The 14,949-nt window shown below is 54.7% G+C and carries 20 protein-coding genes; 6 read left to right on the top strand and 14 right to left on the bottom strand.

What is annotated here, in order from left to right:
* Positions 1-5 precede the first annotated feature (5 nt).
* Genes gspN through gspG form a run of 8 tightly spaced genes read right to left on the bottom strand, consistent with a single transcriptional unit; the run spans position 6 to position 5,461 of the window.
* On the bottom strand, positions 6-737 hold the full coding sequence (gene gspN / locus B4C79_RS04310; protein ID WP_105027557.1) for a type II secretion system protein N: 732 nt from the start codon (positions 735-737) through the stop codon (positions 6-8).
* Entirely contained in the window at positions 734-1,261 is a 528-nt protein-coding gene (gene gspM / locus B4C79_RS04305) for a type II secretion system protein GspM (protein WP_171101035.1), read from the bottom strand. The genes gspN and gspM overlap by 4 nt, the downstream gene beginning before the upstream one ends.
* The gene (gene gspL, locus B4C79_RS04300; protein WP_291751275.1) at positions 1,258-2,511 is read right to left on the bottom strand and encodes a type II secretion system protein GspL; all 1,254 of its coding nucleotides are present in this window, start codon (positions 2,509-2,511) and stop codon (positions 1,258-1,260) included. Before gspL ends, gspM begins: the two co-directional genes overlap by 4 nt.
* Complete coding sequence (gene gspK, locus B4C79_RS04295; protein ID WP_105027553.1) at positions 2,512-3,462, bottom strand: type II secretion system minor pseudopilin GspK; 951 nt, start codon at positions 3,460-3,462, stop codon at positions 2,512-2,514.
* Entirely contained in the window at positions 3,462-4,160 is a 699-nt protein-coding gene (locus tag B4C79_RS04290; protein WP_291751271.1) for a PulJ/GspJ family protein, read from the bottom strand. The genes gspK and B4C79_RS04290 overlap by 1 nt, the downstream gene beginning before the upstream one ends.
* Positions 4,157-4,531 carry a type II secretion system minor pseudopilin GspI gene (gene gspI / locus B4C79_RS04285; RefSeq protein ID WP_105027551.1) on the bottom strand — a complete coding sequence of 125 codons (375 nt, stop codon included), beginning with the start codon at positions 4,529-4,531 and terminating at the stop codon, positions 4,157-4,159. The genes B4C79_RS04290 and gspI overlap by 4 nt, the downstream gene beginning before the upstream one ends.
* The gene (locus tag B4C79_RS04280) at positions 4,528-5,040 is read right to left on the bottom strand and encodes a prepilin-type N-terminal cleavage/methylation domain-containing protein (protein WP_171101029.1); all 513 of its coding nucleotides are present in this window, start codon (positions 5,038-5,040) and stop codon (positions 4,528-4,530) included. The genes gspI and B4C79_RS04280 overlap by 4 nt, the downstream gene beginning before the upstream one ends.
* Positions 5,012-5,461 carry a type II secretion system major pseudopilin GspG gene (gene gspG / locus B4C79_RS04275; RefSeq protein WP_105027549.1) on the bottom strand — a complete coding sequence of 150 codons (450 nt, stop codon included), beginning with the start codon at positions 5,459-5,461 and terminating at the stop codon, positions 5,012-5,014. The genes B4C79_RS04280 and gspG overlap by 29 nt, the downstream gene beginning before the upstream one ends.
* 330 nt (positions 5,462-5,791) lie before the next feature.
* On the opposite strand from gspG, the gene B4C79_RS04270 reads away from it, so the two are divergent.
* A complete protein-coding gene (locus B4C79_RS04270; RefSeq protein WP_291751269.1) occupies positions 5,792-6,277 on the top strand; it encodes a type II secretion system protein N in 486 nt (161 codons plus the stop codon).
* Here B4C79_RS04270 and B4C79_RS04265 read toward each other — a convergent pair.
* Positions 6,274-7,026, bottom strand: a complete 753-nt coding sequence (locus tag B4C79_RS04265) for a DUF3108 domain-containing protein (RefSeq protein WP_171101025.1) — start codon at positions 7,024-7,026, stop codon at positions 6,274-6,276. The genes B4C79_RS04270 and B4C79_RS04265 overlap by 4 nt on opposite strands.
* Positions 7,027-7,043: 17 nt before the next feature.
* On the bottom strand, positions 7,044-7,514 hold the full coding sequence (locus tag B4C79_RS04260) for a D-Ala-D-Ala carboxypeptidase family metallohydrolase (RefSeq protein WP_291739143.1): 471 nt from the start codon (positions 7,512-7,514) through the stop codon (positions 7,044-7,046).
* A 5-nt stretch (positions 7,515-7,519) separates the two neighbouring features.
* Between B4C79_RS04260 and B4C79_RS04255 the strand changes: the two genes are divergently transcribed.
* Positions 7,520-8,212, top strand: a complete 693-nt coding sequence (locus B4C79_RS04255; RefSeq protein ID WP_291739144.1) for an HAD family hydrolase — start codon at positions 7,520-7,522, stop codon at positions 8,210-8,212.
* On the opposite strand, the gene B4C79_RS04250 is transcribed toward B4C79_RS04255, so the two are convergent.
* The 4 genes from B4C79_RS04250 to gpmA are packed head-to-tail and all read right to left on the bottom strand — an operon-like array spanning position 8,209 to position 12,439.
* Positions 8,209-8,955 (bottom strand): HesA/MoeB/ThiF family protein, encoded by a 747-nt coding sequence (locus tag B4C79_RS04250; protein ID WP_291751303.1) that lies wholly within the window; start codon positions 8,953-8,955, stop codon positions 8,209-8,211. The two genes, B4C79_RS04255 and B4C79_RS04250, sit on opposite strands and share 4 nt — an antisense overlap.
* Before the next feature lie 38 nt (positions 8,956-8,993).
* Entirely contained in the window at positions 8,994-10,382 is a 1,389-nt protein-coding gene (locus tag B4C79_RS04245) for a S41 family peptidase (RefSeq protein ID WP_371133876.1), read from the bottom strand.
* Positions 10,383-10,384: 2 nt separating this feature from the next.
* On the bottom strand, positions 10,385-11,686 hold the full coding sequence (locus B4C79_RS04240; RefSeq protein ID WP_291739146.1) for a murein hydrolase activator EnvC family protein: 1,302 nt from the start codon (positions 11,684-11,686) through the stop codon (positions 10,385-10,387).
* A gap of 6 nt (positions 11,687-11,692) precedes the next feature.
* Positions 11,693-12,439, bottom strand: a complete 747-nt coding sequence (gene gpmA, locus B4C79_RS04235; RefSeq protein ID WP_291739147.1) for a 2,3-diphosphoglycerate-dependent phosphoglycerate mutase — start codon at positions 12,437-12,439, stop codon at positions 11,693-11,695.
* Between the two features lie 105 nt (positions 12,440-12,544).
* Between gpmA and B4C79_RS04230 the strand changes: the two genes are divergently transcribed.
* Genes B4C79_RS04230 through B4C79_RS04215 form a run of 4 tightly spaced genes read left to right on the top strand, consistent with a single transcriptional unit; the run spans position 12,545 to position 14,891 of the window.
* The gene (locus B4C79_RS04230) at positions 12,545-13,024 is read left to right on the top strand and encodes a rhodanese-like domain-containing protein (protein WP_291739148.1); all 480 of its coding nucleotides are present in this window, start codon (positions 12,545-12,547) and stop codon (positions 13,022-13,024) included.
* A gap of 43 nt (positions 13,025-13,067) precedes the next feature.
* Positions 13,068-13,343, top strand: a complete 276-nt coding sequence (gene grxC / locus B4C79_RS04225; RefSeq protein WP_171101016.1) for a glutaredoxin 3 — start codon at positions 13,068-13,070, stop codon at positions 13,341-13,343.
* Between the two features lie 42 nt (positions 13,344-13,385).
* Positions 13,386-13,865 carry a protein-export chaperone SecB gene (secB, locus tag B4C79_RS04220; RefSeq protein ID WP_008247524.1) on the top strand — a complete coding sequence of 160 codons (480 nt, stop codon included), beginning with the start codon at positions 13,386-13,388 and terminating at the stop codon, positions 13,863-13,865.
* A 12-nt stretch (positions 13,866-13,877) separates the two neighbouring features.
* Positions 13,878-14,891, top strand: coding sequence for an NAD(P)H-dependent glycerol-3-phosphate dehydrogenase (locus B4C79_RS04215; RefSeq protein ID WP_291739149.1), 1,014 nt, complete (start codon positions 13,878-13,880; stop codon positions 14,889-14,891).
* The last annotated feature ends 58 nt before the right edge of the window (positions 14,892-14,949 follow it).

Here is a 14,949-nt window from a genome sequence, read left to right as displayed (position 1 = left end):
TTTCATCAAAATACACCCAAGCGATAGCGATCGCCTTCAAGTCGTCCCATCTGGCTGAGCAGGCCTGTCAACGCATCTTTGCTGCGTTCTTGTGCACTGGCATACCCATTGAATACAAATCGTTGTCCGTTCGTCCACTGACCACTTCCCTCCAGCATCAAGGGGCCTTTGTTGGTCGCCAGTGTCATGTCTAATCTTGTATCAGGATTTCCTGTCACGGTGATGACATATTCACCCAAGGGTCGAATACTGGCCAGCGCCGATTGGGCATCCAGCCATTTCAGCGTGGCATTTATGCTCTTGCCGCTTTGCCATTCAAGCCAGCTTAACTGCAACAGGCCCTCGGGTCGAATGGTATTGAAGGGCGCACCTGTTGCCCCCAGCCAGGCTGCGGGCATGCGAAGCTCGCCACCACTCACAGTAATACCTGCGCCGGTGAATCCCAGATGCAAAGGCTGTACGAATTTCGGGTGTGTTATTTCAATTCCCAGCCAGCTTGCATCGCCACCCAGTCGAAGGTGCCAGGCCAAAGCCTCTGGAATGGCATATACCCGCGCGCCATCGGACAGGCCCAACTGCATTTGCCCAGCCCACACCGACCCATGGCTGCTCAACACCCGAACCTTGCCGCCGCTTGCAGATTCAATGCTGCCCGATACGGCATACACCGGGTAGTTCCACACCAGCACAGCCAGGGCAATCAAGGCAAACGGCCACAACCCACGCAAACGTTTCATTGGGGGGCGCCTGTGTTTCCTTGGCTGGCTGGCAACAAGGTAACGTAACCTTTCAACACACCGGCTTGCACTTTCTCAACCTCTGCCTGGTTCAAGGTGATGCTGGAAATGGCCTCGGCACGCGCCATCCAGGCCAGAAAACCACTGGCTGGGACATTGTCGAATTCCACCCGAATGTCGCCTTCCTCGGTGCGCACCAGTGTGGCTTGCTCGGCTATGCCCTGTTCTTCAAGCAGCTGTTGCAGGCGTGCCTGCAAATCGCTTTCAGGCACTACAACGCGCGATCGTGCACCTCGCAGGGCTTCCAGGTCTTGCGCAGCGCGCATCACCTGGCCTGCCTTGTCCACCAGCGCGGCTTGGTTGGTGGGGCCTTGTTGTATGGTCAGGAGTGCAGGTTCAATGAGTACAAACCAGGCAATCAGCACCGCTGCCAATGCGCCGCCATACGTCACCAGTTTTCGTTCCCTGCTGTTTAGCTGGTCCAGTTGGGCCTGTGCTTTGTTCAGCAAATCATTGGGTTTCATCGCGCCGCTCCCTTCTTCACTTGCAGCACAGGCAAGTTGGATTGCGCGCCGATCAGCCACTTGGCATCCAGCCTTCGGGCTTTCAGTTTTTGCAAGGCGGCGCCTTGCTGGTCTTCAGAAATATTGGCATTGAACCGCACGCTCAGTGTGTTCTCAGCCCAGGCAAAATCGACCATGCTGTTAAAGGGCGCCAGCTCCATGGCCAATCCCACCTCGTGAAGCAGGGCACTTGCGCCCTGGGCATTGCTGGTGTCCAGCCCAGCGTTCAGATTGCGTTTTTCACGTTCAATCAATAACAAGGGGTCGGCCACCATGGGCGTGTTGGGCAAGGCCTGGGCATAGCTCTCGGCAATTTGGGTTTCAATGGCTGCATTGGCACTTTCAATTTTTAAGGCCAGTACATTCAGGCCCAGCACCGCAACGGCCATCAAGGCCAAGGCTGGGGTAAGCAGCTTGCGCAAGCCAGCCTGGTTGGCCATTGGGCGCATGCCCATCTTTCGAAGTTCGTCTGCGTTCAGCAGGCTTTTGTTCAACAGCCTCGGCAAAGGCTCGATGGGTGCACGTGTATTGGCGCGTATTTTATTCTCGCCCATGGCCCCGTCCACCTGGCTGCTCAACCAGGTGTAGTCTGTGTTGTTCAATTCAATCACGGGGGCACCGGCTTGCTGCAATCGACGTTGCAGCATCACTTTCAACACGGCTGCCTGGGCAGTGGGTGTCAGCAAGGGCGTATCAATGCCATCTACCAAAATAAAGTCTTGCCCGCTCAGCCATGCAGCGCCCTCGTTGCCAGTGCGTTCCCGCAATGTCTCGCAGCTTAGGCCTGCCAGCTTCAAGCCCTGTTGTGCGCAGCTGCTGACAATGCTGCGTGCACGTGTTTTTCCCAGCACGGCAGCCAGCTTTGCCCCACCCAAGTGCTTGGGCAGGTTGGGCCACAGGCTCACGTGGTTTTCTTCGGGCTCGTTCAACAGGTAAGGCTCAACCAGAAAGGGCAGCGCCTCTTTCAGTTTGTTGCCAGTCAACTTGGGAGGCACCACAGCAAATAGCCCCACTTCGGTGGGGTTCACCAACACCAGGCAAGGCAGGTCTTTGGGTAGTTTGTTCAGGGCCTCTTCGCCACCGTGCAATTTGTCACCGCTTCGCGCCAGCACCTCATAGCGCAGCCGGATCATGCGGCCCTCCTCTTCGGCACGGGCTTGGTCAAGGGCCTTGGGCCACCAAATCACCAACAGGGGTTGGTTGTTATTCAATTATTGTCTCCACATCACATACACGCGCTGGTCTCGTCGCTCAAGCAAAGCCCGGGTCCGAATCAACGCCTCCTCTACCTGCGCAGTGCCTTCTACGAGAAAGTAATTGCTGCTCACGGTTATTAAATCATTGTTTATGGTCACATTTGCATTCAGTGCAGCCCGAATATCCGCCACATTCCGGAAAGTGACCCTTTCACGTTGGGCCAGCAATCGCTGAGCATCGCTGAAGCTCATTTCCTCTACTACTGCGTAAAGCACCTCGGCAGATGCAGTGTTGGCATTCACCGCACTGGCTTTGGGCAAAATGGCCACATAGGGCCGCAGCTGGTTCCAGGTTTCTTCAGTAATGCCGTATTTGCCCTGAAACTCTTCCCACCGCAAAGCGGGCTCAATGCGCGGGGCATTCGGATCAATGCCTTGTTCTTCAGGGTTGACCAGTTTGGGCATGAACATGGTGCTCAAGGTTTGAACCAACAAGTTTCGCTGGTCTGCAGGCACGCTCAGCAGGTCACTTAGTTTGGTAAAGCCTGCCAGCCACACCTGTTGGCGGGGGTTGTCAGCACCCAGGTTGCGAAGGTTGAATCGCCCTTGTGCATCTTCAATTCGCCCGGTCAATACTACTTCCCGATCATCACTGTCGGTGGCATTTTCTTCCTTGCGCATCAAGCCTTCGTTGATGCGGCTTTCAGCCAAGGGCACTGCCCAAGGTTCGGTCAATGTGTCGGTGGTGGACACTCTTGCATCTTCGCGCAAAATAACCCTGGCCCAATCCACACCGCTGCGGCTAACCGCATCGGCCTGGTCGCGTGCTGCTGCAACTGAAATGGTTTTTGCAGTGGCAAACAGGTTCCAGATCAAAGGGCTCACTGCCAATGTGCACAGCACCACGATGAACAATGCCATCACCACGGCCGCGCCTTGTTGTGGTCGAATTCGCGTTGATCTCATCAGTACACCCCACCCGTTAAAAACACCTGCGTCACGACCTGGTTGTTGGGTTGGGTCAAGCTGATTTCAACCGCCCGCACCAGGCTTCGTACCGCTTGTCCTTCAGTTGTTTCCGGTGTGCCCGGTGTTTCACCTTCGCCGCTTTCTGGCGGGCGCTGTGCCGGTGTACCGCTGTTCAGCTGCAATGCGGGTCCTTGCAATTCAAGGTCTGTGCGTTCTTGAACAACATGGTTGCCGAATGTCACAGGGCTGCTCCACCCGCCGGGTTCACGCAACAGGCGCACTTGCAGGCCCCGGGTGGCAATCGGGTCGCAGATCGAGGGTTGCTCCGGGTTTGGCTGGCGGCGTGCAATCCGAAGCAAATTGGTGCCGTCCAGCACCCATTCCACACGCTCCCGGTAGGCAGGTTCGCTGGTGTTGCGCTGGGTAAACTGAATCAGCAGCCCATTGCCGGTCACTTCAATCAAATCGCTCTCCGGGGTGGGCGTGTCCAGCGTCAACTCCAGCGCGCCAAGGTCTTTTTCGAACTGTGAAAAAACAGCGGCTACGGTTTGAATCTGCTCGTCCACCTCTGTAACGCGGTTGGCCGAACGCAATACTTCCTGCAAACCCTGCCAGGACAAAATCGAAATCACCGACACAATGCCCAATGCAATCAGAACTTCCAGCAGCGTAAAACCCTTGGCATTTTTATTCATGGCGCGCTGCTCAAGAAAATCACCAAGCGAGCCAGCTGGTTGCCTTGGTCGCCCTCGAAGGCGTCCAGCACCTGAATTTCCACCCGCCTGAAATTCGGGTTGGGAGTGTTGGAAATTTCCACCCGACATACAAATCGGAAATTGCCCTGCGGGCAGGATTGCTGCGCGGTTTGCGCACTCGGAAACACGCCGGAAACCCGAATGTAGTTGGCAGCATTTTTTGCGCTCCACTGCGCATACTGCCGCTTGATCATCTCGTCTTGCTGAATGTTCAAGTTGCCGGCTGCCTTCAGGCAGGCAATCAGGGCCACCGCGATAATGGTCATGGCCACCAGCGCTTCAATCAGGGTAAAACCGCGCTGCTGCTTCATAGGCTTTGGCTGGCCCTGTTCAGCACTGTGGTGCTGGGTTTGCTGACCTTGAATACACCACTGGCCTGGCTTTCCAGCACCACCTGCACTCGGTTGCGTTGAAGCACAATCGCCTGGCGTTTCAGGCCAGTCCTGCTTTCCAGGGTCAGGAACTTGTTTTCAAGGCCCTCGTTAATCAAGGTCACCTTGAAGGGGCCGTTGTCCCAAAGGCGGGGGCGCAGCAAGGGTTCCGTAGTCACTGGTACCCAGCGGCTGCCTGTGAATTCTTCGAAGGTGTAGCCCTCATCACCGGCTACAAAGCGAATGTCTTTGGATTTCAACAGAGATTCCTGCTGGGCAATGCGCAGCAGTTGCGACAGTTTTTTGGCGTCTGATTCCAGGTAATTGGAATCGCCGGGTGTGCCGCGCACCACAATAAGGCCGGCGGCGATCGACAATACGACGATCACCACCAGCAATTCAAGCAGGGTGAACCCCCGCTTAGAGGCTCCAGGAACCAATGTCGGCATTCACGCCCTCACCACCGGCTTTGCCATCTGCACCAAAGCTCATTACATCCACTTCGCCATTAATGCCAGGGCTCAAAAACTGATAGTTGCTGCCCCAAGGGTCAACCGGCAGGCGCGACAAATAACCACCTTGCTTGTAATTGCGTGGCACGGGTTCCGTGGTCGGGGGGGTCACCAAGGCTTGCAGCCCTTGTTCGGTGGTCGGGTAGCGGCTGTTGTCCAGGCGGTACAGGTTCAGTGCTTGCATCACCGAAGCTATGTCTTGCTTGGCCGCAACCACGCGGGCCTCGTCGGGACGTCCCATGATTTTTGGCACCACCAGCGTAGCGAGAATACCAAGAATGACTACAACCACCATGATTTCAATCAGGGTAAAACCCTTGTTTTGTTTTTTGCCTTGAAGCGAATTTAGTTTTTTCATAAACAACCGTAGAAAAGATCCAGAATTATCCTTGCTGAAGGTTACACCCATTTTATGAATATTTGACAGCAGCCCGCACCACCGTTGCAAGCCGCACAAAATCCCCCTGCTTTCGGGTAATCAGTAAAACCTTTACCTTTGTCACGTAAATAGGGTCTTTCTTAGGTGTTCTTGCGTGCGCATACTTCGGGTGTGGGCAACTCAAGTTGCCGACAACCCTTGAAGCATGGCTTAAAAACCGGTCACCCTCGCGGGTTGTCCGGTTTTTTTTTGAATCTGGCCCATCTTGCGGGTTATGATGCTTTCCAGTGAGTCACTTCCCTTCGCCCCATGAAACTTGCATTGAAAAACCCCGTTGCCCAGATCAGCTTGTCACCAAGACTCGTTCAGGGATTGAGAATGGTGTTGTGGTTGAGCACAGTGGGGCTGGCTGTGTGGGTGTTGATCAAGTTGTTCGCGCCTGCGCCTGTGGTTGCACCTGCCATGCCTGCTCAGGCCTCGGCGAATTATCAAATCGACCAGTCGCCTGAAGCGCGGCTGATGGGCGTTGAAACCGCGGGCGGTCTTACGCCGCCCTCTGTGAATTTGTTGGGCATTTTTGCCAACAGCGAAGGAAAGGGGGCTGCCGTCATGTCCATTGAAGGGCAGCCCGCGCAATCAAAGCGCGTGGGTGATGAAGTGGCCAACGGTTGGACGCTGGAGGAAGTAGGTCCAACCTTCGCAGTCATGCGTCGCAGCGGGCAACGTCATCAGGTCAACTTGCCTATTCTTGAAGCAGATCCCAATTTGCTGCGCCGCGTGCCTGCCAGCAGTTAAGTGCCCGTGCCAATCAGGGTTTGGGTCAAGGCTTTGCCGTCGGCATCCTGAATTTCTATTTTTGCAGGCTGCCAGTTCAAATCTTTGGCATACCAAATGCGCACAACTTCATCGCCTGCGTCCTCAGGTTTGGTTTCAAATTGCAGGGTACTTACCCTGCGTTCGCCTTTGCCCAGGTCCAGGGTTAAATCTTCTGTTTTCTTCAGAACAAAAACCTCATTGCCCACGCGCCCGGTGCTCATGACCCGCATGGGCAATGTTTCGCCCGTTTTCAGGTCGGCGTTGCAGCGCAAACGCGCAGCAATCTGATAAATCATGCTGATTCGGTCCTGCAGCCCTTTTTCATAGGGTGCAGACTCGCCATTGCGCTTGAATAGCACCTGCTGGGTCTCTGCATTCAGCATGCTTTCGGCCACTGGCTTTTTGCCACGTTGCTCGGCGTAGTAAAGGGGGGTTAAGCCCAATTGTGCATCCACCAGCCCTTCACTTTTCTGGGTTAACTGGCCCGAGTAAAGCAGGGCAAGGAAGCCTTTGGCCTGTGAAGTAGATTCAAGTTTGTACTGTGTACCGGCCACCCGCATTTTGTGTGTACTAATGGCCAGTTCACCCGGAATTTGACTGTGCGTCAGTGAGAACCGCAGGTCTGAATCAATGACCTGTTTGCCCATGCCTCTGCAAGTGGTCTCTGCCGCCCAAGTGCTACTCACGCTGCTCAGGCTGAGCAGGGCAGCAGCGCTGATTTTGATCATTGTTTTTTTGCTTACATTCATCGCTTCACAATACCTTCCAGATAACCTTCGTCTTTGTTGAAAATGCTGAGGCACTCTCGCCGGGGTATTTTGCCCAGTGGTGCAGCAGACACATGCACCCATTTGCCAAACTCCAGAATCAGTTGATCAAATTCACATGGCAATTGTGCAATGGCCAATGCCAAATCGCAGGGGCTGCCGAATTCAGGGCATACCAAATCGGCCGCCAGCCCCATGCAGTGCTGCGAGTTGGGCACACCGCCCACTTTCTCATTCAAGGCATGTGCCCTGAAACCACTGTTAATCTTTAACGCACCACTGCGAATATTCAGGGACCTTTGAATATCACCCAGCAAAGCAGAAAGCCTGCTGAGGTTTTCAAGCAGCTCTGGCGGGCAACTGTTGTCTAGACCGCACCGCAGTGCGGTGTCAGAATGACACAAGGTATCCTGACAAAATTCGGGATGAAAACTCAACTTCAGGTCCATTCGTTTTGCGCATTCGTTATATTCGTCGTCCCCATGCGGGCTTGTCCGGCAAAGTGTATTTGCTTGATCTTGACAACACCCTGCACCATGCATCCACCCACATTCTGCCCGAGATCAACCGGCAAATGACACGCTATCTGGCTGAACACTTGGCATTGGACCCCCAGCAGGCCAGCGAGTTGCGTACCCAATACTGGCTTCGCTATGGTGCAACTTTATTGGGCATGATGCGCCATCATCAAACCAACCCGCACCACTTTTTGGCCAGTACCCATCGTTTCGAGGGCTTGAAAAAATTGAGTTCTCGCCATGGTAGCGTGCCCCACCGCCTGGGCAAACTGACTGGCCTGCGCATTATGCTGACCAATGCACCCCGCGCTTACGCTGTGGCACTGTGCAAGGAAATGGGTTTGTACCGGCACCTGCATGCCGTAATTGCGATTGAAGACATGGTGGTTCACCAAACCTGGCGGCCCAAACCAGCCAATATTTTGTGGCCAAATCTGAAAACCCAGTTAAAAGGCAAGCGGGCTTTGTTGGTAGACGACACCTTCGGGCACCTGAAGCAAGCTGCCAGGCACGGCATTCAAACCAGCTGGATCACCTTTCCTGGTTTGGGGTTCAAGCCCCGGCAACTCACCGGTAAGGTTAAACACCGCATTCGGCAGTTTGAAGCCATACGCACCGCAAAATTCTAGGCATTGCACACAGCGCACTTGGGGTCTTTGCGAATTTTCATTTTCGTGAATTCGCAACTGCGCGAATCGTAAATTTGCAGGGTGCTGTACATGGGTTGTCCAAAGCCAGCCAAAATTTTCAGCGCCTCGCTGGCTTGCAGCGTGCCAATCACGCCTGTCAGCGGCGCAAACACGCCCATGGTGGCGCAACGCACTTCTGATACATCGTCCCCTTCCGGGAACAGGCAGTGGTAGCAGGGCGCTTGCGGATTATTCAGTTCGAACACGGCCAACTGGCCGTCCAACCGAATGGCCGCGCCAGAAACCAGTGGCTTGCCGAACTTCACACAGGCACGGTTCACGGCGTGGCGGGTTTTGAAGTTGTCGCAGCAGTCCAGCACCACATCCACTTTCGCAACCAACTGCTCCAGTTCTTCACCTTCAAGGCGGTGCGCAATGGGCACAACCGTGCTGCACGGGTTCAGTTCATTCAAGTGGGTTTTGGCTGATTCAACCTTGGGCATGCCCACACGCCCTGTGGTGTGCAGCACCTGGCGTTGAAGGTTGGTCAGGTCAACTTCATCGTCATCTGCGATATAAATGGTGCCCACGCCCGCACTGGCCAGGTACAGCGCACTGGGGCAACCCAGGCCACCTGCACCCACCACCAGCACTTTGGCACTGGCAATGCGCGATTGGCCCTCAATACCGATTTCATCCAGAAGAATGTGACGGGAGTACCGAAGTAACTCCTCGTCATTCAAGTCTCTCAGTTCCACGTTCAAGCCGTTTTCGGGGCGGCTTACTTGGCTGACTTGGCCGTTTGTGCAGCCTTGCGGTTTTGCACCACGGGCTTGCCTTTCAGGTAATTCAGGGCTTGTTGCAATTGATAGTCGTCTTTTTCGCCGAACACAATCGGCTTCATGTCTGCGTTTTTGTTGCTGTCCGAATTCTTGGAGCTCGGTGTTTCTTCGCCCTTGTCGTTGCTCAGGTGTCGGGTCAGGTCCGCTTCGCGAACACGCTCAACAATGTCACCTTCGGGAGTTTCGGTCACCACATAATCAGGTTCAATGCCCTTGGCCTGAATGCTGCGGCCATTTGGCGTGTAGTAACGTGCCGTGGTCAGCTTGATCGCCGTGTTGTTGTTCAAAGGCAATATGGTTTGTACCGAACCCTTGCCGAAGGTTTGTGTGCCCAGCACCTTGGCGCGGCCATGGTCTTGCAGTGCACCTGCCACAATTTCCGACGCAGAAGCCGAGCCGCCGTTTACCACCACAATCATGGGCACGGTTTTCGCAATCGGGCTCAATTCTTTCAGGTAGTCTTTCTCGCGGCCACGCAGGTAATCTTCAGGGCCTGCCACCAGCTTGCGTTGGGAGTCTTCGGTACGTCCATCGGTAGATACCACCAAGGTGTTTTGGGGCAAAAAGGCGGCGCTAACGCCTACTGCAGCATTCAGCAAGCCACCCGGATCGTTGCGCAAATCCAGCACCAAGCCTTTCATCGGTGTTTTGGCCTGCAGGGTGTTGATGGCCTTTACCAGGTACTCACCGGTGTGTTCTTGAAACTGCGTAATGCGCACGTAACCAATGCCATCGTCCAGCATCTTTGATTTCACGCTTTGCACCCGAATTACATCGCGAATAATTTTGACCTCGATTGGCTTTTCCACGTCCTTGCGCAGCAAGGTCAGGCGAATCTCGGTTTTTGGTTTGCCACGCATCAAATTAACCGCATCGGACAAACTCATGCCTTTGGTGGGCTTGTCATCGATTTTCACAATCAGGTCGCCGGCCTTCACGCCAGCTTTCGCGGCGGGGGTGTCTTCAATCGGCGAAATCACCTTGACAAAGCCGTCCTCAGTACCTACTTCAATGCCCAGGCCGCCAAATTCACCTTGCGTGCCCACGCGCAGTTCTTTGAACGCTTCTGCATCCAAGTAGCTGGAGTGGGGGTCCAGGTTGGCCACCATGCCGCTGATGGCACCGTTGAACAACTTGTCATCGCCCACGGGTTCCACGTAAAAACTCTTGATTGCGCCAAATACCTCAGTGAACTGACGCAGCTCACTCAATGGCAAGGCCTCGGGCTGCTGCCGTTGGGCCACCGCGCTAATACCCACGCTGACCAACACGCCGGCCACTACACCGACTGATACCAAACTGATTTGTCGCAATTTTTGACGCATAATTCCTACCGACCTTTGGTCCACGAAATAGGATCGAAGGGTTGTCCCTGATGCCTTAGTTCAAAGTATAAACCTGTATCAAGATTACCACTGCTGTTACCAGTTTCTGCAATGGTGTCACCCGCTTTCACGGAATCCCCTGATCTTTTCATTAATTTACCATTGTTGCCATAAACGCTCAAAAACTGGTCGCCATGGTCAATAATCACAATTTCGCCGAATCCGCGCAGCCATTCCGAAAACACCACGCGCCCCGTCGCAACCGCCCGAACCGCTTGCCCCGCCTCGGTGGCAATAAAAATCCCCTTCCAGGACGGGCCTTGCCCGTCTTTTGATCGCGTTTGCCCAAACTGGCCTGCCACCGTGCCTTGCACTGGCAGCACCAGCCGACCTTTCAGTTTTGCAAACTCACCCGTACTGGGCATGGGGGGAGGGGGGGAGTAATCCGGTTTGCTGGGGGCCTTCCCCGTTGATTTGGGTGAAGAGCCAGACTGAGCCTGTTGTTTTTGCTGCTGCGCGGCCAATGCCTGTTTGCGTTTTGCCTCTTCAATGGCGCGGGTCAATTCGGTGATCACATTGCTCAACCGTGCTTCATCACGTTGCAGGCGCTTGCGCTCAAGCTCCTGGTTTTTCAGCTTCGAGTTCAAGTCAGCGATCAACTGGTTGCGCTCCTCGCGCTGAGCCACCAATTCCCGCTGGCTCTTGTTTTGATCCGCAATTGTGCTTTCAAGTCGCTCCTGCTTTTTCTCAAGCCCCAATCGAATGGACTCGAGTTCACGAGCTTGCGCTGCTTGCTGCGCTGCCAGGTCGCGTTCAGCCGCAGAAATTCGCTCATACCAATAGCTTTCGCGCGCAGCTTCGCTGGCCGATTTGCCCGCTAACCAAGCCTGTGTCGGGTTTACTTCTACCCGACGATACTGGTTGCGCATCACTTCAGCCAGGCGTGCCTGGGTGCTTTCCAGGTCTTTTTGGAGCTGGGCTTCTTCCTGGCTCAACTTTCGGATGTCTGTTTCCAGCGCATCCCGATCCTGGTCAAGGGCTTTCAGGCGGGTCTGGGTTTTTTCAAGCCGTTGCTCAAGCAGGCCAAGCGCTTTGGCGGCCTGTTTTTTCTCACCGCTGGTTTCATTGATTTGTTTTTTCAATGCATCCAGTTTTCGGCGTACTTCGTCGCGTTCCTGCTTCACACCTGCCGGGTCGCGCACACTGCTTTGCGCCCAGGCGGGCTCGCTGGCATTCAGGGCGAGCATGGCCAGCACAAGGCCAAGCCCCCCACGGGTAGAACAAATCAACCTTGAATAGTTACGCACCTGTATTTACTTGGCCTTTCCCTGGTTTTTCACGGCAGCCATGGCCGCTTCAATTTCGGCCTGGTTGCCAAGGTAGTAACTGCGAATGGGCTTCAGGTTTTCGTCCAGCTCGTACACCAAGGGGCGTGCGGTTGGAATGTTCACCTGCAAGATGTCTTCCTCGCTCAGGTTGTCCAGGTATTTGATCAGCGCACGCAATGAATTGCCGTGCGCCGCAATCAATACTTTCTTGCCAGCCTTAATGGCCGGGGCAATGCCTTCTTTCCACAAAGGAATTACACGGTCAACGGTGTCTTTCAGGCACTCCGTCAGTGGAATTTCCTCGGGTTTCAGCCTGGCATAGCGGGGGTCATTGCCGGCAAACCGGGGGTCATCCACTTTCAGAGGGTTGGGTGCAATGGCGTAGGCACGTCGCCAAATCAACACTTGTTCTTCGCCAAACTTGGCAGCAGTTTCAGATTTGTTCAGGCCCTGCAAGTCGCCATAATGGCGCTCGTTCAGGCGCCAGGCATGCACCACGGGCAGCCACATCTGGTCCATTTGATCCAAGGCAATCCAAAGGGTGCGAATGGCACGTTTCAAAACAGACGTGTAGGCCACGTCAAAGCTATAGCCCTCGGCTTTCAGCAGGTCGCCTGCCTTGCGGGCTTCCTCTCGGCCTTTGTCTGTCAGGTCCACATCGGCCCAACCGGTAAAGCGGTTTTCAAGGTTCCATTGGCTTTCGCCATGGCGCATCAATACGAGTTTGTACATGTTTGTGGCCTTTAAGTTGCTGTCTAATTAGGCAAACCTCCATTTTAGCCTCGATTCAAGGGGATATAATGACCAATCCATCAAGACCCACTCATTGCAGGATTTATGTCGCAGGAATTTCTGATTCAAAACAGTTGGCTTATCGCCTTGGCCTTTGGTTCTGGCCTCATGTTGATTTGGCCAATATTGACCAAAGGTGGTGGCACTCGCGTCACCGTGCCCCAAGCCACACTTTTAATTAATCAAAAGAAGGCGGTCCTGGTTGATATTCGAGACGATGACTTCGTCAACAACTCGGGCGTTGTGCCCAACTCCAGGCGCATGGCCATCAAAGACCTGAAAGAAAAGGCGGGCACCCTGGCAAAAACCAAGGAAACTCCCTTGATCGTGTTGTGTCAAACCGGCGCACGTTCCGGCGCAGCCGCCACCGTGTTGAAAGCGGCTGGTTACACCGACGTGTTTGTTCTCGACGGTGGCCTGAATGCCTGGAAAGAAGCAGGCTTGCCGGTTAAAAAGGTTCAAGACGCCGCAGATGCTGCGCCCAAAACCAAAACACCCAAGGCCACCAAGCAGGTTGCCAAGTAAAAGCAAACCCAGTTGCAGCAAACTCAGTAGTCAAGGAATTCACATGAGCAATATTCAAGCCCCTGTTCGCATGTACACCAGCGCGGTGTGCCCTTTTTGCGTTCGTGCTGAACGCTTGTTGAACGAGCGCGGTGTGCAGAATATCGAGAAGATCCGGGTTGATCTCGACCCATCCCAGAAAGAAAAAATGATGGCCGAAACCGGCCGCCGAACTGTGCCGCAAATTTATATCGGCAGCACACATGTGGGCGGCTGTGATGACCTGTTCGACCTCGACCGTGCTGGTAAGCTTTTGCCATTGTTGGGGCAGCCCGGCTAATTTCATTCAAACCTTATTTATTCAATCCATAGGAGCCAGCAAATGGCCGAACAGAATTCAGAAGCAGTGTTTCAAATGCAACGCGTCTACATCAAAGACGCTTCTTTGGAACTGCCCAACGCACCGCAAATTTTCCTCGAGAAAAACCCGCCCAAAATTGAAGTGGCTGTGGATGTGGGCGCACAACGCTTGGCCGAAAACATTTTCGAGTCTGAAGTGACAGTAACGGTGACCGCCAAAATCGACGAGAAAGTGGCTTTTCTGGTGGAGTGCAAGCAGGCCGGTATTTTCGAAATTTCAAATGTGCCTGAAGAGCAGTTCGATCCTCTGTTGGGCATTTTGTGTCCCAACATGATCTACCCCTACTTGCGCGCCAATGTAGCCGACCTCATTACCCGCACCGGCTTTCCACCTGTGCATTTGTCCGACATCAACTTCGAACAGTTTTACCAGCAGCGTTTGGCAGCAGCCCAAGAGCAGGCCGCCAAGCAAAACGGTTCCGGCATCATTACCACAGCGTAATTGGCGGCGCGCATGAACATCACCGTGTTCGGTGCAGGGGCGTGGGGCACCGCAGTGGCTGCCCACATGTCCTATGTGCATGATGTGGTGTTGTGGGGGCGCGATACTGCTGTGCTGCAATCCATTGCCAGCCAGCGCGAAAACCCGCGTTACCTCGCGGGTATCAAGCTTTCTCCCACACTGAAAGTACAGGCTGATTTTTCGGCCGCAGCCCGGCATGCGCTTGGCCAACCCGACGCACTTTGGGTGCTGGGCACGCCCATGGGCGCGTTGCGCCAAACACTGTTGCAATTGCTTGAAATTGCGCCCATGGAGCAATGGCCTGCGCTGGTGTGGTTGTGCAAGGGCTTTGAAGTGGGCACTGGCCAAATGCCGCATCAAGTGGTTGAGGAGGTGTTGGGCAGGCACTATGGCGGTGCGCTCACCGGCCCTTCATTTGCAGCCGAAGTGGCGCGTGGCTTGCCCTGCGCACTCACTGCTGCCAGCGCGGACGAACCCACCCGCCAAGCCATGGTGCGTGCTGCTCACCATGCTGCCTTGCGTGTTTACGAGCTTGACGACCTGGTGGGCGCTGAAGTGGGTGGCGCGGTTAAAAACATCATGGCGGTGGCTACTGGCATTTGCGATGGCATGCAATTGGGCCTGAATGCCCGTGCAGCGCTGATCACCCGCGGCATGGCCGAAATCAAGCGCTTGGCCGTGGCCTTGGGTGCCCAGGCGGAAACCCTGAATGGGCTTTCCGGTTTTGGTGACCTTATACTCACCTGCACTGGCGATTTGTCGCGAAACCGGCGCGTGGGCTTGATGTTGGCACAGGGCAAGTCACTTGACACCATTCTCAAAGAATTGGGTCAGGTCGCTGAAGGTGTGAAATGTGCGCCGGTGGTCAAGCAGCTTGCCGCGGAATTGGGGGTTGATATGCCGATTACGGCAGCGGTAAATTCTGTGCTATTCGAGGGTTTGAGCCCCGGAGAAGGCGTGATGCGCCTGCTGTCGCGCGAAGCCAGGTCTGAAGACGCTGAGTAATCGGACTGGTTTCTGGCCAACTCGGCATGGGTTGCTTGTTCCGCACAGAAAACCGCTT

Source organism: Limnobacter sp. UBA7229 (assembly GCF_002473065.1).
Taxonomy (GTDB): domain Bacteria; phylum Pseudomonadota; class Gammaproteobacteria; order Burkholderiales; family Burkholderiaceae_B; genus Limnobacter; species Limnobacter profundi.
The sequence above is the reverse complement of the archived record's forward strand: the minus strand, read 5'-3'. Positions and strand labels throughout refer to the sequence as shown.